Annotated in this window: 27 protein-coding genes; 4 read left to right on the forward strand and 23 right to left on the reverse strand. The window is 64.2% G+C overall.

Going from position 1 to position 23,740, the window contains the following annotated elements; translation table 11 throughout:
- Positions 1-9 precede the first annotated feature (9 nt).
- The 22 genes from rpsD to KW835_RS18150 form a co-directional block, all read right to left on the reverse strand.
- Entirely contained in the window at positions 10-633 is a 624-nt protein-coding gene (gene rpsD / locus KW835_RS18045; RefSeq protein WP_056420303.1) for a 30S ribosomal protein S4, read from the reverse strand.
- Positions 634-724: 91 nt separating this feature from the next.
- On the reverse strand, positions 725-1,129 hold the full coding sequence (rpsK, locus tag KW835_RS18050; protein WP_005793662.1) for a 30S ribosomal protein S11: 405 nt from the start codon (positions 1,127-1,129) through the stop codon (positions 725-727).
- Positions 1,130-1,147: 18 nt separating this feature from the next.
- On the reverse strand, positions 1,148-1,513 hold the full coding sequence (gene rpsM / locus KW835_RS18055; RefSeq protein WP_008906516.1) for a 30S ribosomal protein S13: 366 nt from the start codon (positions 1,511-1,513) through the stop codon (positions 1,148-1,150).
- Between the two features lie 23 nt (positions 1,514-1,536).
- Positions 1,537-1,650, reverse strand: a complete 114-nt coding sequence (gene rpmJ, locus KW835_RS18060) for a 50S ribosomal protein L36 (protein WP_005793651.1) — start codon at positions 1,648-1,650, stop codon at positions 1,537-1,539.
- A 141-nt stretch (positions 1,651-1,791) separates the two neighbouring features.
- A complete protein-coding gene (secY, locus tag KW835_RS18065) occupies positions 1,792-3,111 on the reverse strand; it encodes a preprotein translocase subunit SecY (RefSeq protein ID WP_218384954.1) in 1,320 nt (439 codons plus the stop codon).
- A 24-nt stretch (positions 3,112-3,135) separates the two neighbouring features.
- Positions 3,136-3,567 (reverse strand): 50S ribosomal protein L15, encoded by a 432-nt coding sequence (gene rplO, locus KW835_RS18070; protein ID WP_218384955.1) that lies wholly within the window; start codon positions 3,565-3,567, stop codon positions 3,136-3,138.
- Between the two features lie 10 nt (positions 3,568-3,577).
- Positions 3,578-3,760 carry a 50S ribosomal protein L30 gene (gene rpmD, locus KW835_RS18075; RefSeq protein WP_005793644.1) on the reverse strand — a complete coding sequence of 61 codons (183 nt, stop codon included), beginning with the start codon at positions 3,758-3,760 and terminating at the stop codon, positions 3,578-3,580.
- Between the two features lie 13 nt (positions 3,761-3,773).
- The gene (gene rpsE / locus KW835_RS18080; RefSeq protein ID WP_218384957.1) at positions 3,774-4,292 is read right to left on the reverse strand and encodes a 30S ribosomal protein S5; all 519 of its coding nucleotides are present in this window, start codon (positions 4,290-4,292) and stop codon (positions 3,774-3,776) included.
- 17 nt (positions 4,293-4,309) lie between these two features.
- Positions 4,310-4,675: a 50S ribosomal protein L18 gene (rplR, locus tag KW835_RS18085; RefSeq protein ID WP_218384958.1), complete on the reverse strand. Its 366-nt coding sequence runs from the start codon at positions 4,673-4,675 to the stop codon at positions 4,310-4,312.
- An 11-nt stretch (positions 4,676-4,686) separates the two neighbouring features.
- On the reverse strand, positions 4,687-5,220 hold the full coding sequence (gene rplF / locus KW835_RS18090) for a 50S ribosomal protein L6 (protein ID WP_218384959.1): 534 nt from the start codon (positions 5,218-5,220) through the stop codon (positions 4,687-4,689).
- 26 nt (positions 5,221-5,246) lie between these two features.
- Positions 5,247-5,642: a 30S ribosomal protein S8 gene (gene rpsH, locus KW835_RS18095; RefSeq protein WP_056420320.1), complete on the reverse strand. Its 396-nt coding sequence runs from the start codon at positions 5,640-5,642 to the stop codon at positions 5,247-5,249.
- 20 nt (positions 5,643-5,662) lie between these two features.
- Positions 5,663-5,968: a 30S ribosomal protein S14 gene (rpsN, locus tag KW835_RS18100; RefSeq protein WP_007861712.1), complete on the reverse strand. Its 306-nt coding sequence runs from the start codon at positions 5,966-5,968 to the stop codon at positions 5,663-5,665.
- 8 nt (positions 5,969-5,976) lie between these two features.
- Entirely contained in the window at positions 5,977-6,516 is a 540-nt protein-coding gene (gene rplE / locus KW835_RS18105; RefSeq protein ID WP_005793632.1) for a 50S ribosomal protein L5, read from the reverse strand.
- A 9-nt stretch (positions 6,517-6,525) separates the two neighbouring features.
- Entirely contained in the window at positions 6,526-6,846 is a 321-nt protein-coding gene (gene rplX, locus KW835_RS18110) for a 50S ribosomal protein L24 (protein WP_218384963.1), read from the reverse strand.
- Between the two features lie 9 nt (positions 6,847-6,855).
- Complete coding sequence (rplN, locus tag KW835_RS18115; RefSeq protein ID WP_007861702.1) at positions 6,856-7,224, reverse strand: 50S ribosomal protein L14; 369 nt, start codon at positions 7,222-7,224, stop codon at positions 6,856-6,858.
- 194 nt (positions 7,225-7,418) lie between these two features.
- Positions 7,419-9,017, reverse strand: a complete 1,599-nt coding sequence (locus tag KW835_RS18120; protein ID WP_218384965.1) for a glycerol-3-phosphate dehydrogenase/oxidase — start codon at positions 9,015-9,017, stop codon at positions 7,419-7,421.
- Between the two features lie 193 nt (positions 9,018-9,210).
- Entirely contained in the window at positions 9,211-10,944 is a 1,734-nt protein-coding gene (locus KW835_RS18125; RefSeq protein WP_218384966.1) for an ABC transporter substrate-binding protein, read from the reverse strand.
- Between the two features lie 191 nt (positions 10,945-11,135).
- Positions 11,136-11,444 carry a DUF2160 domain-containing protein gene (locus KW835_RS18130; RefSeq protein ID WP_218384968.1) on the reverse strand — a complete coding sequence of 103 codons (309 nt, stop codon included), beginning with the start codon at positions 11,442-11,444 and terminating at the stop codon, positions 11,136-11,138.
- Between the two features lie 149 nt (positions 11,445-11,593).
- Positions 11,594-12,406 (reverse strand): carbohydrate ABC transporter permease, encoded by an 813-nt coding sequence (locus tag KW835_RS18135; protein WP_218384969.1) that lies wholly within the window; start codon positions 12,404-12,406, stop codon positions 11,594-11,596.
- A complete protein-coding gene (locus tag KW835_RS18140) occupies positions 12,399-13,295 on the reverse strand; it encodes a carbohydrate ABC transporter permease (RefSeq protein ID WP_218384970.1) in 897 nt (298 codons plus the stop codon). The genes KW835_RS18135 and KW835_RS18140 overlap by 8 nt, the downstream gene beginning before the upstream one ends.
- A complete protein-coding gene (locus KW835_RS18145) occupies positions 13,292-14,383 on the reverse strand; it encodes an ABC transporter ATP-binding protein (protein WP_218384972.1) in 1,092 nt (363 codons plus the stop codon). The genes KW835_RS18140 and KW835_RS18145 overlap by 4 nt, the downstream gene beginning before the upstream one ends.
- Before the next feature lies 1 nt (position 14,384).
- Positions 14,385-15,470, reverse strand: coding sequence for an ABC transporter ATP-binding protein (locus KW835_RS18150; RefSeq protein ID WP_218384974.1), 1,086 nt, complete (start codon positions 15,468-15,470; stop codon positions 14,385-14,387).
- Between the two features lie 193 nt (positions 15,471-15,663).
- On the opposite strand from KW835_RS18150, the gene KW835_RS18155 reads away from it, so the two are divergent.
- The 3 genes from KW835_RS18155 (at position 15,664) to proC (ending at position 19,072) form a co-directional block, all read left to right on the forward strand.
- A complete protein-coding gene (locus KW835_RS18155; RefSeq protein ID WP_218384975.1) occupies positions 15,664-16,428 on the forward strand; it encodes a DeoR/GlpR family DNA-binding transcription regulator in 765 nt (254 codons plus the stop codon).
- Positions 16,429-16,595: 167 nt separating this feature from the next.
- Positions 16,596-18,089, forward strand: coding sequence for a glycerol kinase GlpK (glpK, locus tag KW835_RS18160; protein ID WP_218384977.1), 1,494 nt, complete (start codon positions 16,596-16,598; stop codon positions 18,087-18,089).
- A gap of 137 nt (positions 18,090-18,226) precedes the next feature.
- A complete protein-coding gene (gene proC / locus KW835_RS18165; protein WP_218384979.1) occupies positions 18,227-19,072 on the forward strand; it encodes a pyrroline-5-carboxylate reductase in 846 nt (281 codons plus the stop codon).
- Between the two features lie 95 nt (positions 19,073-19,167).
- Here the strand turns inward: proC and ubiA are convergent, their stop codons facing one another.
- Positions 19,168-20,055: a 4-hydroxybenzoate octaprenyltransferase gene (ubiA, locus tag KW835_RS18170; RefSeq protein ID WP_218384981.1), complete on the reverse strand. Its 888-nt coding sequence runs from the start codon at positions 20,053-20,055 to the stop codon at positions 19,168-19,170.
- A gap of 204 nt (positions 20,056-20,259) precedes the next feature.
- Between ubiA and KW835_RS18175 the strand changes: the two genes are divergently transcribed.
- A complete protein-coding gene (locus KW835_RS18175) occupies positions 20,260-23,730 on the forward strand; it encodes a response regulator (RefSeq protein ID WP_218384983.1) in 3,471 nt (1,156 codons plus the stop codon).
- The last annotated feature ends 10 nt before the right edge of the window (positions 23,731-23,740 follow it).

Genomic DNA, 23,740 nt, shown 5'->3' on the forward strand with positions numbered 1-23,740 from the left:
CTCGACCGATTAGCGCGAGTACAACTCAACGATCAGCGATTCGTTGATGTCGGCACCAAACTCATCACGGTCAGGCGCCTTTTTGAAGATGCCTTCTGCCTTGTCGGCATTCACTTCCACCCATGCAGGCATGCCAACCTGGGCAGCCAGTTGCAGAGCTTCCACGATACGGGCTTGCTTCTTGGACTTTTCGCGAACGGCCACCACGTCGCCGGCCTTGACCAGGTAGGAAGCGATGTTCACGGACTTGCCGTTCACCGTGATGGCCTTGTGGGAAACCAGCTGGCGCGCTTCAGCGCGGGTCGAGCCGAAACCCATGCGGTACACCACGTTGTCCAGACGCGATTCCAGCAGGAACAACAGATTGGCGCCGGTATTGCCCTTCTTGCCGTCAGCGGCTTCGAAGTAACGGCGGAATTGCTTTTCCAGCACGCCGTACATGCGCTTGACCTTCTGCTTTTCACGCAGTTGCAGTCCGTAGTCGGACGTGCGCGCACCGGAGGTACGGCCATGTTGGCCAGGCTTGGAGTCGAACTTGGACTTGTCGGCGATCGAGCGGCGGGCGCTCTTGAGGAACAGGTCCGTGCCTTCACGGCGGGAGAGTTTGGCCTTGGGGCCGAGGTAACGTGCCACTTGAGCTTCCTTTGTGTCATCTACCGCAAACCATTGCGGGAGCCGCCTGAGGCGCTTGCGCGTTCACAGGCGGCGGTGGGCTTATGAAGAATTAGATACGACGGCGCTTTTGAGGGCGGCAGCCGTTGTGGGGCACCGGGGTCACATCAGAGATCGACGTGATGCGGATGCCCAGTGCGCCGAGAGCGCGCACCGAAGACTCACGGCCAGGACCAGGACCCTTGATTTCGACGTCGAGGTTCTTGATGCCTTGGTCGATGGCGGCGCGGCCAGCCACTTCCGATGCCACCTGGGCAGCGAAAGGAGTGGACTTGCGCGAGCCCTTGAAGCCTTGGCCACCGGACGATGCCCACGACAGCGCATTGCCCTGACGGTCGGTGATCGTGATGATGGTGTTGTTGAACGAGGCGTGCACGTGGGCAATACCGTCGGAAACGTTCTTCCGGACCTTCTTGCGGACGCGCTGGGCTGCGTTGTTGGCAGGAGACTTAGCCATGATGATCTTTCAATCTCTTTATTTCTTCAGTGCAGCTGCGCCCTTGCGCGGACCCTTGCGGGTGCGGGCATTGGTACGGGTGCGCTGACCACGCATTGGCAGACCGCGGCGATGGCGGAAGCCACGATAGCAGCCGATGTCCATCAAACGCTTGATGTTCATCGTGGTTTCGCGGCGCAGGTCACCTTCGATGGTGAACTGCTCGATTTGCTCGCGAATTTTTTCCAGATCGCCGTCCGTCAGATCCTTGATCTTCTTGGAGTAAGCGATACCAGTCGCTTCGCAAATCTTGCGAGCGCGGGTGCGACCAATGCCAAAAATGGCGGTCAAACCGATTTCCGCGTGCTTGTGCGGCGGAATGTTAATGCCAGCGATACGTGCCATATGCGTCCTCTAATACTTTCCAATCAACCTTGGCGCTGCTTGTGACGCAGGTCCGTGCAGATCACGCGCACCACACCCTTGCGGCGGATGATCTTGCAGTTGCGGCAGATTTTTTTGACCGAAGCCGAAACTCTCATTGCATTCTCCTAAAACTTTTCCATCCGTCCCGGCTGCTTCGCACGGAACACAATTTGTGCCCGCAAAACCGTGGGGCGTCGACTCAACCGATATCCAGCTTGCAGGCAGCGCTCGCGGTGCGATCTCTGCCTTCCTGACCATCAACCGCCCGCGTTGCCTTTGAAGTTGGCTTTCTTGAGCAGCGATTCATATTGCTGCGACATCATGTAGTTCTGCACCTGGGCCATGAAGTCCATGGTCACCACCACGATGATCAGCAGCGACGTTCCACCAAAATAGAACGGTACGTTGTACTTCAAGATCAGGAACTCCGGCAGCAGGCATACGAAGGTGATATACACCGCGCCAGCCAACGTCAGACGAACCAGGATCTTGTCAATGTAGCGTGCAGTCTGCTCACCCGGGCGAATGCCTGGAATGAATGCACCGCTCTTCTTCAGGTTGTCTGCAGTCTCGCGGCTGTTAAATACCAGAGCCGTGTAGAAGAAGCAGAAGAAGACGATGGCAGCAGCATAGAACATCACATAGATGGGCTGGCCAGGGGTCAACGCACCAGAAATGTCCTTCAACCAGCGCATCGACTCACCAGCACTGAACCAGTTGACCACCGTAGCGGGCAGCAAGATGATCGACGACGCGAAGATCGGGGGAATCACACCCGCCATGTTCAGCTTCAGGGGCAGATGTGACGACTGACCGCCATACACCTTGTTCCCCACCTGCCGGCGAGCGTAGTTCACCAATATCTTGCGCTGACCGCGCTCTACATACACCACGAAGTAAGTCACCAGACCCACGACAGCGACGATGAAGATCGCAGCCAGGATGCTCATCGCACCCGTACGGACCAGTTCCAGAAGACCACCGATGGAGCTCGGCAGGCCAGCCGCGATACCGGCGAAGATCAGGATCGAGATCCCGTTGCCAAGACCGCGCTCGGTGATCTGCTCACCCAGCCACATCAGGAACATCGTCCCAGCCGTCAGGCTGACCACTGCCGTCAGGCGGAAACCGAAGCCAGGGCTGATCACGAGGCCCGCAGAGCTTTCCAGCGCCACTGCAATGCCCAGCGACTGGAACAGAGCCAGAGCCAGTGTGCCGTAACGGGTGTACTGCGTGATCTTGCGACGGCCCGCTTCGCCTTCTTTCTTCAACTGCTCGAAGGTCGGCACCACGTAGCTCATCAGCTGCATGATGATCGATGCCGAGATGTACGGCATGATCCCCAAGGCGAAAACCGTGAAACGCGACAGCGCACCACCCGAGAACATGTTGAACAGGTTCAGGATCCCGCCTTGCTGGCCACTGAACAGCTGCTGAAGTTGGGCTGGATCGATACCGGGCACCGGGATATGAGCCCCGATGCGGTACACGACCAGCGCCAGCAACAGAAAAACCAGACGACGACGCAGGTCGCCGAACTTGCCGGTCTTTGCGATTTGAGCCGCGCTAGTAGCCACAGATGCCTTCCTTCGGAGTCAAACTCAGGCGACGCTGCCGCCGGCAGCTTCAATGGCCGCCTTGGCGCCAGCCGTGGCACCGATGCCATTCAGCTTGACAGCCTTCGTGAGGGAGCCGCTCTTGATGACCTTGACCACCTTGGCCAGCTCGCCGATCAGGCCGGCTTGCTTGAGGGCCAGCACATCCACTTCGGCCAGACCGAGTTGGTCCAGTGCCGTCAGCGTGACTTCTGCATTGAACTTGAGCAGGTGCGACTTGAAGCCGCGCTTGGGCAAGCGACGTTGCAGAGGCATTTGACCGCCTTCGAAGCCTACCTTGTGGTAGCCGCCGGAGCGAGACTTCTGGCCCTTGTGACCACGGCCAGCGGTCTTGCCCAGGCCGGAGCCGATACCACGGCCTACGCGGCGCTTGGCATGCTTGGCGCCGTCGGCGGGCTTGATGCTATTGAGTTCCATGATCTATCTCTCAGACGATTTTGACCAGGTAGCTGATCTTGTTAATCATGCCGCGAACTTCGGGCGAATCCTTCAATTCGCTGACGCTGTTCAGCTTGCGCAGACCCAGGCCACGGACGGTGGCGCGGTGCGATTCCTTGGTGCCGATAGGGCTGCGCACCAGTTGAATCTTGACGGTTTGTTGCGTAGTCATTTCCAGCTTCCAATCAGGCGAAGATGTCTTCGACCGTTTTGCCGCGCTTGGCTGCCACTTGCGAAGGCGTCGTGGAATTCACCAGCGCGTCGAACGTGGCGCGGACCATGTTGTAGGGGTTGGAGGAACCATGGCTCTTGGCCACGATGTCCGTGATACCCACAACTTCGAATACAGCGCGCATCGGGCCGCCGGCGATGATGCCGGTACCCTTGGGAGCGGGGTGGAGTTCCACCGATGCCGCACCGTGATGACCCTTCACCGAGTGGTGGATGGTGCCGCTCTTGATCGCGACCTTCACCAGATTGCGACGGCATTCTTCCATCGCCTTTTGCACGGCAGCTGGCACTTCCTTGGACTTGCCCTTGCCCATGCCAACGCGGCCATCACCATCGCCAACCACAGTCAGTGCGGCGAAACCGAGAATACGGCCACCCTTCACGACTTTGGTCACGCGGTTGACCGCGATCATTTTTTCGCGCAGACCGTCGTCCTGGCCTTCGCTCTGCACCTTGGGTTGAAATTTAGCCATTTTGTATTCCGCTCCGCTTAGAACTGCAGGCCGGCTTCACGGGCTGCGTCGGCCAGAGCCTTGACGCGACCGTGGTAGGCAAAGCCTGAGCGATCAAATGCAACCTTCTCGACGCCAGCAGCCTTCGCCTTTTCAGCGATGCGCTTGCCGATGATCTGGGCTGCAGCGGCGTTGCCACCCTTGCCCGAGCCGCCGAGCGACTTGCGCACATCGGCTTCTGCCGTGGATGCACTTGCCAGCACCTTGCTGCCGTCTTCGGAGATCACGCTGGCATAGATGTGGAGGTTCGTACGGTTCACCGTGAGACGGGCCACGCCTTGCTGTGCAATGCGGATGCGGGTCTGGCGCGAACGACGAAGACGCTGCTCTTTCTTGGTCAACATGTTGCAGCTCCTTATTTCTTCTTGGTCTCTTTGATCGTGACTTTTTCGTCCGCATAGCGGATACCCTTGCCCTTGTAGGGCTCGGGTGGACGAACAGCACGGATCTCAGCAGCGATCTGGCCGACGCGCTGGCGGTCGGCACCCTTGATCACCACTTCCGTGGGGGTCGGGGTGGCCACCGTGATGCCGGCGGGCATTTCGATGTTGACCGGATGCGAATAGCCCACTGCCAGGTTCAGCTTGGCGCCGGAGGCAGCAGCCTTGTAGCCCACGCCGATCAGCGTCAGCTTCTTCTCGAAGCCCTTGCTGACGCCGACCACCATGTTGTTGACCAACTGGCGAATCGTGCCGCTCATGGCATTGGCTTCGCGGGATTCATTGGCAGGCTCGAAGCTGAGCTTGCCGTCGTTGCTCGACACCTTCACCAGCACGTTTTGTGCGAGCGACAGGGTGCCGCCAGAGCCCTTCACGGAGATCTGGTCTTCTTTCACGGACACATCCACGCCTGCGGGGATGGTCACGGGCATTTTTCCTACTCGGGACATTTCAGTGTTCTCCTCAATGCCGCGGGTTAGGCCACGTAGCAGAGCACTTCGCCACCGACACCGGTAGCGCGCGCCTTGCGATCGGTCATCACGCCCTTGGGCGTCGTGACAATTGCCACACCCAGACCGTTCATGACTTGTGGAATGGAATCACGGCCTTTGTAGACACGCAGACCAGGGCGGCTGACGCGTTCGATGCGCTCAATCACGGGACGGCCTGCGTAGTACTTCAGGGCAATTTCAAGTTCGGACTTGCCGGCTTCGGTCTTGACCTGGAAGCCGTCGATATAGCCTTCGTCCTTCAGCACCTGGGCGATGGCAACCTTCACTTTGGAAGAAGGCACCAGCACCGTGGCCTTGGAGACCATTTGTGCATTGCGGATGCGGGTCAGCAAGTCAGCGATGGGATCACTCATGCTCATGTTGTATCTCTCCTGCCTGCTTACCAGCTGGCCTTGGTGACACCGGGGATGTCGCCTGCAAAAGCCAGTTCGCGGATCTTGGCGCGAGCCAGACCGAATTGACGGAAGGTGCCACGTGGACGACCGGTGATTTCGCAACGGTTGCGCTGACGCGTGGGGTTGGCGTTGCGGGGGAGCTTCTGCAGACCCAGACGGGCTGCATCGCGCTCTTCATCGCTACGCTTGGCATCGCCAGCGATCGCCTTCAGTTCCGCATACTTCGTTGCGTACTTGGCGGCCAGTTTTTCGCGCTTCAGTTCGCGCTGGATCAAAGCTACTTTAGCCATGCTTCGCCTCAGTTCTTGAACGGGAAACGGAAACCAGCGAGAAGCGCCTTGGCTTCTTCGTCGGACTTGGCCGTCGTGGTGATGCTGATATTCAGACCGCGCAGTGCGTCGACCTTGTCGTACTCGATCTCAGGGAAAATGATCTGTTCCTTGACACCGATGTTGTAGTTGCCGCGGCCATCGAAGGCGCGGCCGGAGATACCACGGAAGTCACGGACGCGGGGCAGTGCCACGGTCACGAAACGGTCCAGGAACTCATACATCTGCACGCCGCGCAGCGTGACCATGCAACCGATGGCTTGGCCTTCGCGGATCTTGAAACCGGCGATAGCCTTCTTGGCCTTGGTCACCACGGGCTTCTGGCCAGCGATCTTGGTCAGGTCGGCAACGGCGTTGTCCATGACCTTCTTGTCCGACACAGCTTCGCTCACGCCCATATTCAGGGTGATCTTGGTCAGACGGGGCACCTGCATAGGCGAGGTGTAACCGAACTGCTTGGTCAGTTCGGGAGCGATCTTGTCGCGGTAGATTTCTTGGAGTCGTGCCATGTTTACCCCTTAGGCCGCCTTGATTTCAGCGCCGCTGGACTTGAACACGCGAACGCGCGAACCGTCAGCCTGCACCTTGATGCCCACGCGATCAGCCTTGCCGGTGGCAGCATTGAAGATGGCCACGTTGGACTGATGGATCGGCATGGCCTTTTCAACGATGCCGCCCGTCGTACCCTTCATGGGGTTCGGCTTGGCGTGCTTCTTGACGAGGTTGATGCCGTCGATGACGAGATACGAGTCGTCCTTGCGCAGCGACACAGTGCCGCGCTTGCCCTTGTCGCGCCCGGTCAGCACGATGACTTCGTCGCCCTTGCGAATCTTGTTCATGGCGCGTCCTTAGAGAACTTCAGGAGCCAGGGACACGATCTTCATGAACTTCTCGGTACGCAGTTCACGCGTCACGGGTCCAAAGATGCGGGTGCCGATAGGCTCCAACTTTGCATTCAGCAACACTGCTGCGTTGCCGTCGAATTTGACGAGCGAGCCATCGCCACGACGAATACCCTTCGCCGTACGGACCACCACTGCGCTATAGACCTCGCCCTTCTTGACGCGGCCGCGCGGAGCAGCTTCCTTGATGCTCACCTTGATGATGTCGCCAACGCTTGCATAGCGACGCTTCGAGCCACCCAGCACCTTGATGCAAAGGACGGACTTGGCGCCGGTATTGTCGGCAACCTCTAACCGAGATTCTGTCTGGATCATTTCAATATTCCCAACTTGCACCAGAAGACAACAGCCCCAGAGAACTTCTCAAGGGCTGCAGATCAGCCAGTCAGTCTTGGGCCCGTCGTCCGCACCGCAAACCATTTGCAGCACTTCCCGCTGGGCAGAAACTTCACGTAGGAAACGCGAAGCCCTCGATTATTGCAAAGGCACTATGCGAAGTCAAGCGCCTATCACACCGGAGCGTGCAAATATTGCTCGGCGAGCGACAAAAATGCATTCAACTGCGGATCGCCCCCCAGCTCCTCCTGCAGGATGGCTGCCACCCGGGGGGCGGTAGCGATCGCCTGCCGGGCATCCAGAAACAGCATGCGCGAGCGGCGGGCCAGCACGTCCTCGACGGTGCACGCGTACTCGAAGCGTGCTGCGAAGCGAACCATGGCCTCGGTCAACCCGCCACCCAGCGCCACGTCGGCGCCCGGCAGCGACTGAACCGACTGCGCCTCGCCGCCATAGGAGTGCAGCCCCTGGGCATCACTGATGCGGTGGCGCACGGGCTCGGAGGGCGTGCCGACCAAGGGCAGGCGGTTGGTGACACCCGCAGCCTTTTCCGGCAGCAGGCCGACGGTGAAGCATTTTTGCAACACATCCTCCGCCATGGCACGGTAGGTCGTCCATTTCCCCCCGGTCACGGTGATCAGGCCGCTCTTGCTGGCCAGCACGGTGTGCTCGCGGCTGATCTTCTTGGTGTTGTCGCCGTCGTCGTCCTGCGGCTTGACCAGGGGGCGCAGGCCCACCCACACGCTGCGGATGTCTTCGATCTTGGGCGCGCGGGTCAGGTACCGGGCGGACTCTTCCAGAATGAAGCGGACTTCCTCGCGGAAGGGCTCGGGCTCGCGCACGATGTCCTGGCGCGGGCTGTCGGTGGTGCCCAGGATCAGCTTGCCCAGCCACGGCACGGCGAACAGCACGCGGCCGTCCGCGGTCTTGGGCACCATCAGGGCGTGGTCGGACGGGAGAAACTCACGGTCCACCACGATGTGCACGCCCTGGCTGGGCGCCACGATGGGCTTGACCGGCCGGCCGATGGCCTCGCCGTCCATCTGGCGCAGGGCATCGACCCACACGCCCGTGGCGTTGACCACCGCGCGGGCGCGCACGGTGAATTGCCGGCCCGACTCCACGTCTTCACAGATGAAGCCGGCCACCTTGCCGTCTTCATGGATGAGCGAACGCGCCGGGCAATAGTTGACCAGCAGTGCCCCACGGCTGGCGGCGGTGCGCGCCAGGGCGAGGGCCAGCCGCGCGTCGTCGAATTGCCCGTCCCAGTACTTGACGCCGCCCTTGAGCCCTTCGGTGCGGGCGGTGGGCAGGCACGCCAGGGTGCGGTCGCGGCCCAGGAATTGCGTGGCGCCCAGGCCGGCCTTGCCTGCCAGGGCGTCGTACATCATGAGCCCGATGCCGTAGAACGGTGTCTCCCAGACGCGGTAGGACGGCATCACGAACGGCAGCGGCTGCGCCAGGTGGGGCGCGTTGTTCAGCAGCGTGGTGCGCTCGTGCAGCGCTTCGCGCACCAGCGCGATGTTGCCTTGCGCCAGGTACCGCACGCCGCCGTGCACCAGCTTGGTCGCACGCGACGATGTGCCCTTGGCGAAATCGTGCGAATCCACCAGGACCACGCTGAAGCCACGCGCCGCTGCGTCCAGCGCCACTCCCAGCCCGGTCGCCCCCCCGCCGATCACGGCGAGGTCATAGTCGTGGGGCTGGGCCAGACGGGCCAGAAGATCGGCGCGCCGTGTGGCAAGAGGAGCGGAAGCGGATGCTGTGGTCATAGGGCGATTGTCCATGGGTGGGACAAAATTCAAGGGTTAACCCTTAAATTCTTGACATATCGGCGGGAAACAGCTCCGTGCACTCCGGGGATGCCGAAGGTGTTGCGCGCCAGTAAAAAAGGCAGCCGAGGGCCTTGTGGGCTCCGGCTGCCGGTGAAACCGCCGCGATCACCGCGGCGGCAGGAGAGCCGGATCAGCGCGTCTTGCCGTCCTTCCAGGCCTGCAGCAGCTTGTCATAGGCGATGGTCTCGCCCTTCGGCTTTTCGTTGGCCAGCTTCTTCCAGGGGGCCTGCTTGTCGCTCAGCCACTTGTTGGGGTCTTCCTTCTTGTTCAGCTTGGGCGCGCAATGGGCCATGCCGGCGCGCTCCAGGCGGGCCATCACCTGGTCCATCTCGTCGGCCAGCGTGTCCATGGCGCCCTGGGGCGTCTTTTCCCCCGTGACGGCCTGGGCCACGTTCTTCCACCACAGCTGGGCCAGCTTGGGGTAGTCGGGCACGTTGGTACCGGTGGGCGACCAGGCCACGCGGGCGGGGCTGCGGTAGAACTCGACCAGGCCGCCCAGCTTGGGGGCCATGTCGGTCATGGCCTTGGACTGGATGTCGCTTTCGCGGATCGGCGTCAGGCCGACGATGGTCTTCTTGAGCGAGGTGGTCTTGGCCGTGACGAACTGGGCATACAGCCAGGCCGCTGCCGTCTTGTTGGCGTCATGGCCCTTGAAGAAGGACCACGAACCCACGTCCTGGTAGCCGTTCTGCATGCCCTGCTTCCAGTACGGACCGTTCGGGCCGGGGGCCATGCGCCACTTGGGCGTGCCGTCGGCATTCACCACGGGCAGGCCGGGCTTGACCATGTCGGCCGTGAAGGCGGTGTACCAGAAGATCTGCTGCGCGATCTGGCCCTGGGCGGGCACGGGGCCGGCTTCACCGAAGGTCATGCCCGTGGCTTCCTTGGGCGCGTACTTCTTCATCCAGTCGACGTACTTGGTCAGCGCATAGACGGCCGCAGGCGAGTTGGTCGCACCGCCCCGGGCCACCGAGGCGCCCACGGGGGTGCACTTGTCGTCGGCCACGCGGATGCCCCATTCGTCGATGGGCAGGCCGTTGGGCGCGCCGATGTCGGCGGTGCCCGCCATGGACAGCCAGGCATCGGTGAAGCGCCAGCCCAGCGACGGGTCCTTCTTGCCGTAGTCCATGTGGCCGTAGATGGCCTTGCCGTCGATGTTCTTCACGTCGTTGGTGAAGAACTCGGCGATGTCCTCATACGCGCTCCAGTTCAGCGGCACACCCAGGTCGTAGCCGTACTTGGCCTTGAATTTGTCCTTGATGTCCTTGCGGTCGAACAGGTCGGCGCGGAACCAGTACAGGTTGGCGAACTGCTGGTCGGGCAGCTGGTAGAGCTTGCCATCGGGCGCCGTGGTGAACTTGGTGCCGATGAAGTCCTTGAGGTCCAGGCCCGGGTTCGTCCACTCCTTGCCCGCGCCGGCCATGTAGTCCGTCAGGTTCATCATCTTGCCGTAGCGGTAGTGCGTACCGATCAGGTCCGAGTCCGAGATCCAGCCGTCATAGATCGACTTTCCGGACTGCATGGAAGTCTGCAGTTTCTCAACCACGTCGCCTTCCTGGATCAGGTCGTGCTTGACCTTGATGCCCGTGATTTCCTCAAACGCCTTGGCCAGCGTCTTGGATTCGTATTCGTGGGTGGTGATGGTTTCGGACACCACGGAGATCTCCTTGACCCCCTTGCCCTGGAGCTTCTTGGCCGCCTCGATGAACCACTTCATCTCGGCCATCTGCTGGTCTTTGCTCAGCGTGGATGGCTGGAACTCACTGTCGATCCACTTCTTGGCTTCGGCCTCGCCCGCCCAAGCGGCTTGCCCTAAAGCCAGAGTTGCGGCGGCGAAAGCGATCGCCGTGAACTGCATCTTCATTGTTGTCTCCTCAGATGAAACCCCCGTGGTGGATGAACACCGGCCCGGGGGGAAGTCGGGCCGGCGCTTGTCATCATCAAAAACGATAGCTGCCAGCGCTTTCTGCTGCTTTGTTTGGATTTCTTTTCATGCCCAGATCCTTGCCCACCATGCGCCAGCTGCTATCTTTTTCAGTACCGGTCGCGGGCTAGCTAGCCCTTGCGCAGGATGAGCGCCAGCAGCGCCATCGACAGCACGAAGCTGATCCACACCGATGGCTCGGCCGACAGGCCAAACCACTGGGCCAGCTTGCCGCTGATGCCCACGAAGATCAGGTTCACGTAGGCTGCCGACAGCAGCCCGATGAAGAGCCTGTCGCCGCGAGTCGTCTCCAGCGGCAGGAAGCCCTTGCGCAGGGTGGTGGGGGATTTGATCTCCCACACCGCCATCCCCACCAGCATCAGCACGATGCATGTGAAGAACACTGCCACCGGCAGCGTCCAGGCCATCCAGTCAAGCATCGGTACCCCCATGAGCGCCTGCGGCGCTTTCCCCCAGGCGGACGCAGCCGATGGCCGGGCAAAGCCCGCTCCATGGCTGCTGGTGGCCGGGAGCGCGTCGCGCGCGCTGCTGTGAATGTGTGTAGTTCATGGTTGTGCTCCCTCTCTCGTCAGACGCGGCCCATCGCGAAGCCCTTGGCGATGTAGTGGCGCACGAACCAGATCACGATGGCGCCGGGCACGATGGTCAGCACGCCGGCGGCGGCGAGCGTCGCCCAGTCCATGCCGCTGGCGCTCACGGTGCGCGTCATGGTGGCCACGATGGGCTTGGCGTTCACGCTGGTCAGCGTGCGCGCCAGCAGCAGCTCCACCCAGCTGAACATGAAGCAGAAGAACGCCGCCACACCCACGCCGGCCTTGATCAGCGGCAGGAAGATGGTCATGAAGAACCGCGGGAAGCTGTAGCCGTCGATGTAGGCCGTCTCGTCGATCTCGCGCGGGATGCCGCTCATGAAGCCTTCCAGAATCCACACCGCCAGCGGCACGTTGAACAACAGGTGTGCCAGCGCGACGGCAATGTGCGTGTCCATCAGGCCCACCGTGGTGTACAGCTGAAAGAAGGGCAGCAGGAACACGGCCGGCGGCGTCATGCGGTTGGTCAACAGCCAGAAGAACACATGCTTGTCGCCCAGGAACTGGTAGCGGCTGAAGGCATAGGCCGCAGGCAACGCCACGGTGAGCGATATCGCCGTGTTGATGGCCACGTAGATCAGGCTGTTGATGTAGCCCGAGTACCAGGACTCGTCAGTGAAGATGGTCTTGTAGTTGTCCCAGGTGAAGTGCTGGGGAAAGAACGAGAACGTCGACAGGATCTCCGCGTTCGTCTTGAAGCTCATGTTGACCATCCAGTAGATGGGCAACACCGCGAACACGAGGTAGACGACGAGGAAGATCGACCGCTTCTGGAAGCGCTTTTCATTCATGGCCGGCCCCTTCGTTGCTGGCGGTGCCCACGCGCTGCATCCAGTTGTAGAGGATGAAGCACAAGAGCAGGATGATGAAGAAATAGATCAGCGAGAACGCCGCAGCAGGCCCCAGGTCGAACTGGCCGACCGCCTTGGTCGTGAGGTACTGGGACAGGAACGTGGTCGCATTGCCCGGCCCGCCGCCGGTGAGCACGAAGGGCTCCGTGTAGATCATGAAGCTGTCCATGAAGCGCAGCAGCACCGCGATCATGAGCACGCCGCGCATCTTGGGCAGCTGGATGTAGCGAAACACCGCGAACTTGCTCGCACCATCGATGCGCGCGGCCTGGTAGTACGCATCCGGAATGGAGCGCAGCCCGGCGAACGCCAGCAGCGCCACCAGCGGCGTCCAGTGCCACACGTCCATCAGCAGCACCGTGAGCCACGCCTGCGTGGCATTGCCGGTGTAGCTGTATTCGATGCCCGCCTCCTGCAGAAGGCGCCCCATGAGGCCGATGTCGGCGCGGCCGTAGATCTGCCAGATGGTGCCCACCACGTTCCACGGGATCAGCAGCGACAGCGCCACCACCACGAGCACGGCGGACGACTTCCAGCCCTGCGCGGGCATGGACAGGGCCAGCATGATCCCGAGCGGGATCTCCACCGCCAGCACCGCCAGCGAGAAGGTCAGCTGGCGCAGCAGCGCGGCGTGCAGCTCCTCGTCGCGCATCACCTGCACGAACCATTCGGTGCCCACGAACACGCGGCGCTCGGGCGAGATGATGTCCTGCACCGAGTAGTTCACCACCGTCATCAGCGGCAGGATGGCCGAGAAGGCCACGCACAGGATCACCGGCAGGATCAGGAACCAGGCCTTCTGGTTCACGGGTTTGGTTGTAGAGCTCATGGTGCGACCTCCGCGGTCAGCAGCTGTTCGTTCTGGTAGAAGCAGGTGTGGGTGCCCAGCACCTGCAGCCACACCGGGTCACCGGCGGAAGGCAGGCGGGCCTCGGGCGCAAAGCGCGCCTTGAGCGTGTGTTCGCCCACCTTGGCGGTGAGCATCAGGTAGGTGCCGATGTCCTGCACCTGCACCACCGTGCAGGGCAGCGCGCCGGGCTGCTGCGGCTGGGCCAGGGCCAGGTACTCGGGCCGTATGCCCACCTGCAGGGCGCCATCTGGCAGCGCGCGGCCCACGGGGCTGGCCAGGCGGTGCCCGGCCACCGAGAGTTGCGCGCCATCGCCGTGCGCAGGCAAGAAGTTCATGCCCGGCGAGCCGATGAAGTGCCCCACGAAGGTGTGCGCGGGGCGCTCGAACAGTGCATCGGCCGAGCCGACCTGCACCGCCTTGCCGCGTGTCATCACCACCACCTGGTCGGCGAACGTGAGCGCCTCGACCTGGTCGTGCGTCACGTAGATCAGCGTGAGCTTGAGCTCGTGGTGGATCTGCTTGAGTTTGCGCCGCAGTTGCCACTTGAGGTGCGGGTCGATCACGGTGAGCGGCTCATCGAACAGCACCGCCGCCACGTCCGCACGCACCAGGCCGCGGCCCAGCGAGATCTTCTGCTTGGCGTCGGCAGCGAGGCCCGCCGCGCGCTGGTTGAGCTGGCCGCTCATCTCCAGCATCTCGGCGATCACGCCCACGCGCTGCTTGATCTGCGCCTCGGGTACCTTGCGGTTCTTGAGCGGAAACGCCAGGTTCTCGGCCACCGTCATGGTGTCGTAGATCACGGGGAACTGGAACACCTGCGCGATGTTGCGCTCCTGCGGGCTCGCGCGCGTCACGTCGCGGCCGTCAAAAAGCACCTTGCCGTGCGACGGAACGAGCAGGCCCGACATGATGTTGAGCATGGTGGTCTTGCCGCAGCCCGAAGGGCCCAGCAGCGCATAGGCGCCGCCGTCCTCGAACTCCATCTTCAGGGGCAGCAGCGCGTAGTCGCTGTCCTGTTGCGGGTTGGGCTTGTACGAGTGCGCCAGGTCCAGACTGATACGGGCCATGTCAGCGGCCTCCTTGTGCGATGTGCCGCGCAGGCGCCCAGGCCAGCCGGCCGTCGGCGCCGAACACGTAGACCTGCGCAGGGTCCAGGTGCAGCGTGATGGCCGCCCCCAATTCGAAATAGTGCACGCCCGTGAGCTGCGCCACCAGGTCGCCCCAGGGCGTGGCGGCGTGCACAAAAGTGTCGGAGCCCGAGATCTCGGCCAGCTCCACCACGCCGTCCACGCTCACATCGCCGGGCCGGGCGTGCACGCGCAGCGCACTGGCTCGCACGCCCACCGTGAGACCGCTGGCCTCCAGGCCCTCGGGCAGCGGCACGGCAAACTCGGCACCCCCCTGCAGGCGCACGCCCTGCGGTGCGGCAGTGGCCGGCATCAGGTTCATCGGCGGGTCGCTGAAGGCACGCGCCACGCGCAGCGAATTGGGCGCGTGGAACACCTCGGCCGTGGGGCCGTACTGCAGCAGCTCGCCCTCGTCCAGCACGGCGGTGTAGCCACCCAGCAGCAGCGCCTCGCCCGGCTCGGTGGTGGCATAGACCACGGTGGACTGACCTGCGGCGAACAGCTGCGTCAACTCTTCGCGCAGCTCCTCACGCAGTTTGTAATCCAGGTTGACCAAGGGCTCGTCCAGCAGCATCAGGGGCGCGCCCTTGGCGAGGGCACGCGCCAGCGCCACGCGCTGCTGCTGCCCGCCCGACAGCTCGGCCGGGTAGCGGTCCAGGAACATGTCGATGTGCAGGCGGCTGGCGATCTCGCGCACCCGGGCGTCGATGTTCTTTTCGCCGCGCAGCTTCAGGGGCGACGCGATGTTGGCCGCCACCTTCATCGATGGGTAGTTGATGAACTGCTGGTAGACCATGGCGACGTTGCGCTCGCGCACGGGCATGCCCGTCACGTCCACGCCGTCGACCGTCACGCGGCCGGCTGTGGGCACATCCAGCCCCGCCATGATGCGCATCAGGCTCGTCTTGCCCGCCTGGGTGGCGCCCAGCAGTACCGTCACGGCGCCGCTGTGCAGTTGAAGGCTCATGTCGTAGAGCCAGGTCTGCGCTCCCACCTTCTTGCTGATGCTGTCCAATGCCAGCTGCATCCCGCAACCTTTCTTTTGTAGCCCGGGGGCCTGTGAATCCTGCGCCACTGCGCCCACGGGACACAGCCAGCCCTCTCGGTTTCGATTGCGTTCATTTTTGTTCTTTTCTGATCGTATTGAATCAAGGTTTACCCTTAACAGGTTCCTTTTTGTTCGATTTAAAGTATTCGCACTCTCTAGCCGATTAATACGCGTGAATACGAATCCCCGACAACTACTGCTTCTGGAAGAGGTCCGCGCGCGCAAGTCCGCTACCGTGGAGCAACTGGCCGACACATTGGGCGTGACCCTGCAGACTGTGCGCCGCGACGTGCAGCGCCTGGCCGAATCCGGCCTGCTCACCCGCTTTCATGGCGGCGTGCGCGTGCCCAGCTCCACCGTGGAGAACCTGGCCCACACCCAGCGCGAGACCCTGCACGCCGAGGGCAAGGCGCGCATCGCGCGCGCCGTGGCAGCCCAGGTGCCCAACGACTGCTCGCTGATCCTGAACATCGGCACCACCACCGAAGCCATCGCCAAGGCCCTGCTGCACCACCGCGGCCTGCGCGTGATCACCAACAACCTGAACGTGGCCGCCATCCTGAGCGGCAACCCCGAATGCGAGGTCATCGTGGCCGGCGGCGTGGTGCGCACCCGCGACCGGGGCATCGTGGGCGAAGCGGCGGTGGACTTCATCCGCCAGTTCCGCGTGGACATCGCGCTCATCGGCATCTCGGGCGTGGAGCCCGACGGCTCCCTGCGCGACTTCGACTACCGCGAGGTGAAGGTGGCCCAGACCATCATCGAGCAATCGCGCGAGGTCTGGCTCGCTGCCGACCAGAGCAAATTCAACCGCCCGGCGATGGTGCAACTGGCCACACTGAACCAGATCGACCGCCTGTTCACCGACGCGCCCCCGCCGGAGCCCTTCCCGGCCCTGCTGCAGGATGCAGAGGTGCTGTGCACGGTCGCGGCCTGACCCGGTCTCACCCTTTGCTTTCAACCAAGCAACCAACCGTTCACGCTGAGCCTGTCGAAGCGCTGCGCAAGGCTTCGGCAGGCTCAGTCCGAACGGTCTTCATGAGTTGAACGCAAGCCCCCGCCACCCCTTTGCGGCAGTGCGCTGCTGACTTATCCTTGCCCGCCATGACCTACCTGCTCGCACTCGACCAAGGCACCTCCAGCTCCCGCAGCATCGTCTTCGACGAAGGCGGCCACATCGTGGCGCAGGCGCAGGTGGAGCTGCCGCAGATCTACCCGCAGCCCGGCTGGGTGGAGCACGACCCGCTGGAGATCTGGCGCACGCAGCTGGCCACCGCGCGCGATGCGCTGTCCAAGGCGGGCATCGCCGCGAGCAGCGTGCGCGCCGTGGGCATCACCAACCAGCGCGAGACCACGGTGCTGTGGAACCGCAAGACCGGCAAGCCCGTGCACCACGCCATCGTGTGGCAGGACCGGCGCGCCGAGCCCGCCTGCGCGCAGCTGCGCGAACAGGGCCATGCCGGCACCATCCAGGCCAAGACCGGCCTGCTCGTCGATGCCTACTTCTCGGGCACCAAGCTGCAGTGGCTGCTGGACAACGTGCCCGGCGCGCGCGACGCGGCCGAGCGCGGCGAGCTGGCCTTCGGCACCGTGGACAGCTGGCTGATCTGGCAGCTCACCCACGGCCAGGTGCACGTGACGGACGTGAGCAATGCCTCGCGCACCATGCTGTTCAACGTGCACACCAACCAGTGGGACGATGAACTGCTGGCCCTGCTGCGCATCCCCAGATCGCTGATGCCGCAGGTGCAGCCGTCGAGCTCGCACTTCGGCGACATAGCCCCCGACCTGCTGGGCCACGGCATCCGCATCGGCGGCGTGGCGGGTGACCAGCAGAGCGCGCTGTTCGGCCAGGCCTGCTTCACGGCGGGCATGGCCAAGAACACGTATGGCACCGGCTGCTTCATGCTGATGCACACCGGCCAAAAGTTCCAGACCAGCCAGAACGGACTGCTCACCACCAGTGCAGCGCAGACATCGGCCACCCCCGAGTTCGCGATGGAAGGCAGCGTCTTCGTCGGCGGCGCCGTGGTGCAGTGGCTGCGCGACGGCCTGCGCGCCATTCCGTCGAGCAGCGAGGTGCAGTCCCTGGCCGAGAGCGTGCCCGACTCCGGCGGCGTGATGATGGTGCCCGCCTTCACCGGCCTGGGCGCGCCGTACTGGAAGCCCGAGGCGCGCGGCACGATCACGGGCCTCACGCGCGGCACCACGATTGCCCACATCGCCCGCGCCGCGCTGGAAAGCATCGCCTACCAGAGCGCCGCGCTGCTGCAGGGCATGAGCCGCGACGCCACCGCCGCTGGCGGCGCGCCTGTGAGCGAGCTGCGCGTGGACGGCGGCGCCTGCGTGAACGACTTGCTGATGCAGTTCCAGGCCGATCTGCTGGGCATTCCGGTGGTGCGCCCTGCCGTCATCGAGACCACGGCGCTGGGCGCCGCGTACCTGGCGGGCCTGTCCTGCGGCGTCTACAGCAGCACGGCGGAACTGTCGAAGCTGTGGCGCGCCGACAGACGCTTCGTGCCCACGCTGGGCAGTGCCCGCGCGCAGGAGCTGATGGCCAAGTGGGAGCATGCGGTGCGCCAGACCACGGCAGAGTGATCCGGAACACCCCCTGAGGCGCTGCGCGGCTCTTGCGCGGCAGGCCTGGTCCGGGCAGCGCCCGTTGCGCACGCCATTCGGGCAACCACAGGCCCACGGCGCTACCATGGCGCCTCCCTTTCTTGCCTGACCGCAGCATGACCTCCTCCGCTTCCGCCGCAGCAACCCCCCCACTTCCCACCATCGCCTTCATCGGCGGCGGCAACATGGCCAGCGCCATCATTGGCGGCCTGATCGGCCAGGGCCACCCGGCCAGCCAGATCGAGGTGGTCGAGCCCTACGCTCCCACGCGCGAGGCGCTGCTCAAGAACTTCGGCCTCACGGCACACGCCGAGGCAGGCCCCGCACTGCAGCGCGCCAGCATCGTGGTCTGGGCGGTCAAGCCACAGACCTTCAAGGACGCCGCCGCGCAAGCCAAGGCACATACCCCGCAGGCCCTGCACCTGAGCGTGGCCGCAGGCATCCGTTCGGACAGCATCGCCCAGTGGCTGGGCACCGAGCGCGTCGTGCGCACCATGCCCAACACGCCCGCGCTGGTGGGCAAGGGCATGAGCGCGATCTACGCGCGCCCCGCCGTGGCCCCGGCGGAGCGCCAGAGTGTGGAGGCCATCATGGCGTCCACCGGCGAATTCCTGTGGGTGGAGAGCGAAACCCAGCTCGACGCGGTCACCGCCCTCTCGGGCTCGGGTCCGGCCTATGTGTTCTATTTTCTCGAAGCCATGGCGCGCGCGGGCGTCAGCATGGGCCTGACAGAAGCACAGGCGCACCAACTGGCAGTGGGCACCTTCGTGGGCGCCTCCGAACTGGCCCGCCGCTCGGACGAGCCCCCGGCCGTGCTGCGCGAACGCGTCACCTCCAAGGGCGGCACGACCTACGCCGCCCTGCAGTCGATGCAAGCCAGCGGCGTGTCGCAGGCGTTCGAGGCCGCCATGCGCGCCGCCGAAAAACGCGCCAACGAACTTGGCAACGAGTTCGGGGCCTGACCCTGGGCATCCTGTTCACGGCGCCATGGGGAGCCGTGAACATTTTTCAGAGCCTTTTTGGCCTTCCACGCACGCGCATCAAGCGCCGACAGCTATCAGTTTGAGAGCATTGACCGCACCACATAGCTGCCCGCAATACCCGCAAACACCGTGGCGCCCAGCCAGTGGTTGATGCGAAACGCCTTGAAGCAGCCCTCGCGGGTGCGGGTGCGGATCAGCGTGAAGTGCCACACAGCTTGCGCCAGCGCGGCAGCAAGCGCTACATAAAACAGAGCACCCAGCGCATAGGGGGCAAGGGCCACCGCCCAAATTCCGATGAAGAGCAGGTAGAACAGCACAATGCCCGCCACATCGAAACGCCCCAGCGTGATGGCGGAGGTCTTGATGCCGATCTTGAGGTCGTCGTCGCGGTCCACCATGGCGTATTCGGTGTCGTAGGCCAGCACCCAGAACATATTGCCCAGCCACATCCACCAGGCCACCGCAGGCACGCTGCCCTGCACGGCGGCAAACGCGATGACGATGCCGAAATTGAACGCAATGCCCAGCACCGCCTGGGGCATGGAAATGATGCGCTTGGTGAACGGGTAGGCAATGGCCACCAGCACGGCGGGCACCGACCAGGCGATGGCGGCGGTGTTGGTGGTCAGCACCAGGCCAAATGACACCAGCGCGAGCGCGGCGCCAAGGCCCAGCGCTTCCTTTACGCTCACGGCGCCGGTGGTCACCGGGCGCTGCGCGGTGCGCTTGACGTGCTTGTCGAAGTCGCGGTCGGCCACATCGTTCACGCAGCAGCCGGCGCTGCGCATCAGGACGGTTCCCAGCACGAACACCGCCAGCAGATGCCAGCCAGGAAACCCGTCCGCCGCGATCCAGAGTGCGGACAGGGTGGGCCACAGACACACCAGCCAGCCAGCGGGGCGGTCCCAGCGGATGAGGTCCAGGTACAGGGCGAAGCGGCTGCGGGAAGCGACGGTGGACATGCGGGGGAGAGTGCAAAAAAGGGGCCAATCCAGCCCGCCGGTAGCGCGGGCTGTGCGAATGTAGCAGCCACCCGGCCCCGGGGCATGGGCCCCCGGCCGCCCTTGCCGGCACAGGCACCGCCACATCGACCTGGTTCTGCCTGCAACGAGCGGCCCAAACCCGGTAAAGTCCCCAGGTCACCCCATCCCAAGGACCTGCACCGCATGCCCAGATCCTCCAGCACCCAGTCTGCCGCCCGTTTTGCCATTCCTCGCACGCTCATGGCGGGCTTCGTCGTGGCGGCTCTGGCCACACTGGTCATCGCCCTCGTCAACTTCCGCGCCTCCGAAACGCGCGGCGACGCCGTGGCGGCCATGGACCGCACGACGCTGGCCATGCGCCAGCTGAACCTCTTCAACTCGGCGCTCAAGGATGCCGAAACCGGTCAGCGCGGCTTTCTGCTCACAGGCGAAGCGGCCTACCTTCAGCCCTATCAGTTGGCGTTGACGACGCTGGAGCGGCAGATGACGGCGCTCAAGGCCAGCAGCGCCGGCGAAGCCATCCACCTGCGCCTGATCACGCAGATCGATGACCTCTCGCGCCAAAAGCTGCGCGAACTGAACGACACCATCGATCTGTACAAGGCCGGCAACAGGGAGGCCGCCATGGCGGTGGTGCGCACCGACGCGGGCAAGAACCTGATGGACCGCGTGCGGGATTTGTCGTCCGACCTCTTCACACTGCAGAGCCAGCAACTGGAAACCCGCCGCCAGGCCTGGGTGGACGCGGCCACCATGTCGGCCTACTACTCATGGGGCGGCTCGCTGCTGTTGCTGGGGCTGATCTGTGCGTCGGCCGCGATGACCTCGCGGGAGTACCGATCCAAGTCCCGGCAATCGTGGGTATCCGCCGGCCTCACCGGTCTGGGCCAGCGCCTGCAGGGCGACCACCGGCTCGAAGACATCGGCCGGCTCGCGCTCGAATACCTGGCCGGTTACCTCAAGGCCAACGTGGGCGCGGGCTACGTGGCCGAGCAAGGCGGCGGCTTCTCGCTGTTCGGCGGCTATGCGCTGCCGCGCGAGCGGCTCACGCAGACCCTGCTGGCTGACGAGGGTCTGGTGGGCGAGGCCGCTCGCACGCGCACGCTGCTGCATGTGCGCGACGTCCCATCCACCCACCTGCTGGTGTCGTCCAGCACCGGCCAGTCGAGCCCGGCGGAGTTGCTGGTGGCCCCGGCGGTCGAAAACGGCAAGGTGTATGCCGTGATCGAACTGGGCTTCTACCGTGCGCTGGATGACGCCGAGCGCAGCCTCATGGAGCGTGCCTCGGAAATGCTGGCGATCGCCATCCGCTCCGGTGCCGACCGCACCCGCCTGGAAGCGCTGCTCGAAGAAACCCAGCGCCAGTCCGAGGAACTGCAGACGCAGCAGGAAGAGCTGCGCGTGAACAACGAAGAGCTGGAGCAACAAAGCCGCATCCTGCAGGAATCGCAGGCGCAAATGGAGGTGCAGCAGACCGAGCTGGAGCAGACCAACGCCCACCTCGAAGAACAGACCCAGCAGCTCGAATACCAGCGCGAGCAGCTGCTGCGCGCCCAGGGCGCGCTGACCGACAAGGCCCGCGAGCTGGAAACGGCCAGCCAGTACAAGAGCGAGTTCCTGGCCAACATGAGCCACGAGCTGCGCACTCCGCTGAACTCCACGCTGATCCTTGCCAAGCTCCTGGCCGACAACAAGCCCGGCAACCTCTCCGGCGACCAGGTGAAGTACGCACAGACGATCTACTCGGCGGGAAACGACCTGCTGGCGCTGATCAACGACATCCTGGACCTGGCGAAGATCGAAGCCGGGCAGGCCACCGTGTCGGTCGAGCCGGTGCACGTGGGCAAGGCCGTGCAGGCCCTGGTGGAGCCGCTGCGCCTGCTGGCCCAGGAAAAGGGCCTCGCGCTGTCGGCCAGCGTGGCCCCCGACGTGCCCACCATGGAAACCGACCCGTTGCGCCTGGGCCAGGTACTCAAGAACCTGCTGTCCAACGCGCTCAAGTTCACCGAGAAGGGCTCGATCACGCTGCAGGTGTCGCGCGGGGCGGGCGACACCGTCGCCTTCGCCGTGCGGGACACTGGCATCGGCATCCCCGCGCACCAGCAGGAACTGATCTTCGAAGCCTTCCGCCAGGCCGATGGCAGCACGCACCGCAAGTACGGCGGCACCGGCCTGGGCCTGTCGATCTCACGCGACCTGGCGCAACTGCTCGGCGGCGCGATCACGGTGCAGAGCACGCCCGGCGAAGGCAGCGTTTTCACGCTCACGCTGCCTGCACGGCTCGCGGCGCTGCAGGGGCAGCCCGTGGCCACGGCGACGGCCTCGTACTCGCAGCAGCCCGCCCTGGCTGCGCCGGCTGCAGCCCTGGCGCCCGGACATGCACAGGCCGGATCCGCACTGCCCCCCCTGGACGCAACAGGTGGCGCGGACACCCATGGTGCGGCGCCTCCTGCCCCGGTGCGTGCCGGCGCGCGCAGCATCCTGGTGGTGGAGGATGACGAGCGCTTCGCCCAGATCCTGAGCGACCTGGCCCGCGAGATGGACTTCGAAAGCCACATGGCGCACAACGCTGCCGACGGGCTGGCAATGGCTGCGCGGCTCTTGCCCAGCGCCATCGTGCTGGACGTGAACCTGCCCGACTTCTCCGGCCTGGGCGTGCTCGACCAACTCAAGCGCAACCCCGTCACGCGCCACATTCCCGTGCACGTGGTGTCCGTGGCCGACTACTCGCAGGAGGCCATGGGCCGCGGTGCCGTCGGTTATGCGCTCAAGCCGGTCAAGCGTGACGAACTCGTGCAGGCGCTGCACCGGCTGGAAGCCAAGTTCACGCAGAACCTGCGCCGGGTGCTGGTGGTGGAGGACGACGAGCGCCAGCGCGAAAGCGTGCGCCACCTGCTCAGCCGCGATGACGTGGAGATCGTCTGCGCCGGCACCGCCAGCGTGGCACTCGACCATCTGCGCGGCTCCACGTTCGACTGCATGGTGATGGACCTGAACCTGCCCGACCTCACCGGCTTCGAGCTGCTCGAGCAGATGACCGAGCAGGACGGCGTGTCCTTCCCGCCCGTGATCGTCTACACCGGCCGCGCACTCTCGCGCGACGAAGAGCAGCAACTGCGGCGCTTCTCCAAATCCATCATCGTCAAGGACGCTCGCTCGCCCGAGCGGCTGCTCGACGAAGTCACGCTGTTCCTGCACCAGGTCGAGTCCGAGCTCTCCGCAGAGCACCGCCAGATGCTGCAGGCCGCGCGCAGCCGCGAGACGGCTCTGGAAGGCCGCAACGTGCTGGTGGTGGAAGACGATGTGCGCAACGTGTTCGCGCTTTCCAGCATCCTGGAGCCCACCGGCATCAAGCTGCAGATCGCGCGCAACGGGCGCGAGGCGCTGGAAGCCCTGGAGCGTGCCGACGCCAACGGCCCTGCGGTGGACCTGGTGCTGATGGACATCATGATGCCCGAGATGGACGGTTACACCGCGATGCGCGAGATCCGCACGCGCCCCGCATGGCGCCGACTGCCCATCATCGCGCTCACGGCCAAGGCCATGAAGGACGACCAGGAGAAATGCCTGGCCGCCGGTGCCAACGACTACATCGCCAAGCCGCTCGACGTGGAAAAGCTCCTGTCGCTGGTGCGCGTCTGGATGCCCAAGTAGCACGCCATCA

The organism is Acidovorax sp. sic0104, assembly GCF_019219095.1.
In the GTDB taxonomy this organism is placed as follows: domain Bacteria; phylum Pseudomonadota; class Gammaproteobacteria; order Burkholderiales; family Burkholderiaceae_C; genus Acidovorax.

Coding starts and splice junctions, on each gene's coding strand:
- KW835_RS18130 (WP_218384968.1), bottom strand. CDS start 11,444: ATGCTTGACTGGATGGCCTGGACGCTGCCGGTGGCAGTGTTCTTCACA.
- rplO (WP_218384955.1), bottom strand. CDS start 3,567: ATGGAACTCAATAGCATCAAGCCCGCCGACGGCGCCAAGCATGCCAAG.
- rpsN (WP_007861712.1), bottom strand. CDS start 5,968: ATGGCTAAAGTAGCTTTGATCCAGCGCGAACTGAAGCGCGAAAAACTG.
- rplN (WP_007861702.1), bottom strand. CDS start 7,224: ATGATCCAGACAGAATCTCGGTTAGAGGTTGCCGACAATACCGGCGCC.
- KW835_RS18150 (WP_218384974.1), bottom strand. CDS start 15,470: ATGCAGCTGGCATTGGACAGCATCAGCAAGAAGGTGGGAGCGCAGACC.
- KW835_RS18140 (WP_218384970.1), bottom strand. CDS start 13,295: ATGAGCTCTACAACCAAACCCGTGAACCAGAAGGCCTGGTTCCTGATC.
- KW835_RS18120 (WP_218384965.1), bottom strand. CDS start 9,017: ATGACCACAGCATCCGCTTCCGCTCCTCTTGCCACACGGCGCGCCGAT.
- proC (WP_218384979.1), top strand. CDS start 18,227: ATGACCTCCTCCGCTTCCGCCGCAGCAACCCCCCCACTTCCCACCATC.
- rplX (WP_218384963.1), bottom strand. CDS start 6,846: ATGAACAAGATTCGCAAGGGCGACGAAGTCATCGTGCTGACCGGGCGC.
- rpmD (WP_005793644.1), bottom strand. CDS start 3,760: ATGACTACGCAACAAACCGTCAAGATTCAACTGGTGCGCAGCCCTATC.
- rpsM (WP_008906516.1), bottom strand. CDS start 1,513: ATGGCACGTATCGCTGGCATTAACATTCCGCCGCACAAGCACGCGGAA.
- rplR (WP_218384958.1), bottom strand. CDS start 4,675: ATGTTGACCAAGAAAGAGCAGCGTCTTCGTCGTTCGCGCCAGACCCGC.
- KW835_RS18125 (WP_218384966.1), bottom strand. CDS start 10,944: ATGAAGATGCAGTTCACGGCGATCGCTTTCGCCGCCGCAACTCTGGCT.
- rpsE (WP_218384957.1), bottom strand. CDS start 4,292: ATGGCTAAATTTCAACCCAAGGTGCAGAGCGAAGGCCAGGACGACGGT.
- KW835_RS18175 (WP_218384983.1), top strand. CDS start 20,260: ATGCCCAGATCCTCCAGCACCCAGTCTGCCGCCCGTTTTGCCATTCCT.
- KW835_RS18145 (WP_218384972.1), bottom strand. CDS start 14,383: ATGGCCCGTATCAGTCTGGACCTGGCGCACTCGTACAAGCCCAACCCG.
- ubiA (WP_218384981.1), bottom strand. CDS start 20,055: ATGTCCACCGTCGCTTCCCGCAGCCGCTTCGCCCTGTACCTGGACCTC.
- rplF (WP_218384959.1), bottom strand. CDS start 5,220: ATGTCCCGAGTAGGAAAAATGCCCGTGACCATCCCCGCAGGCGTGGAT.
- rplE (WP_005793632.1), bottom strand. CDS start 6,516: ATGGCACGACTCCAAGAAATCTACCGCGACAAGATCGCTCCCGAACTG.
- glpK (WP_218384977.1), top strand. CDS start 16,596: ATGACCTACCTGCTCGCACTCGACCAAGGCACCTCCAGCTCCCGCAGC.
- KW835_RS18135 (WP_218384969.1), bottom strand. CDS start 12,406: ATGAATGAAAAGCGCTTCCAGAAGCGGTCGATCTTCCTCGTCGTCTAC.
- rpsK (WP_005793662.1), bottom strand. CDS start 1,129: ATGGCTAAGTCTCCTGCCAACAACGCAGCCCAGCGCGTCCGCAAGAAG.
- rpsH (WP_056420320.1), bottom strand. CDS start 5,642: ATGAGCATGAGTGATCCCATCGCTGACTTGCTGACCCGCATCCGCAAT.
- rpmJ (WP_005793651.1), bottom strand. CDS start 1,650: ATGAGAGTTTCGGCTTCGGTCAAAAAAATCTGCCGCAACTGCAAGATC.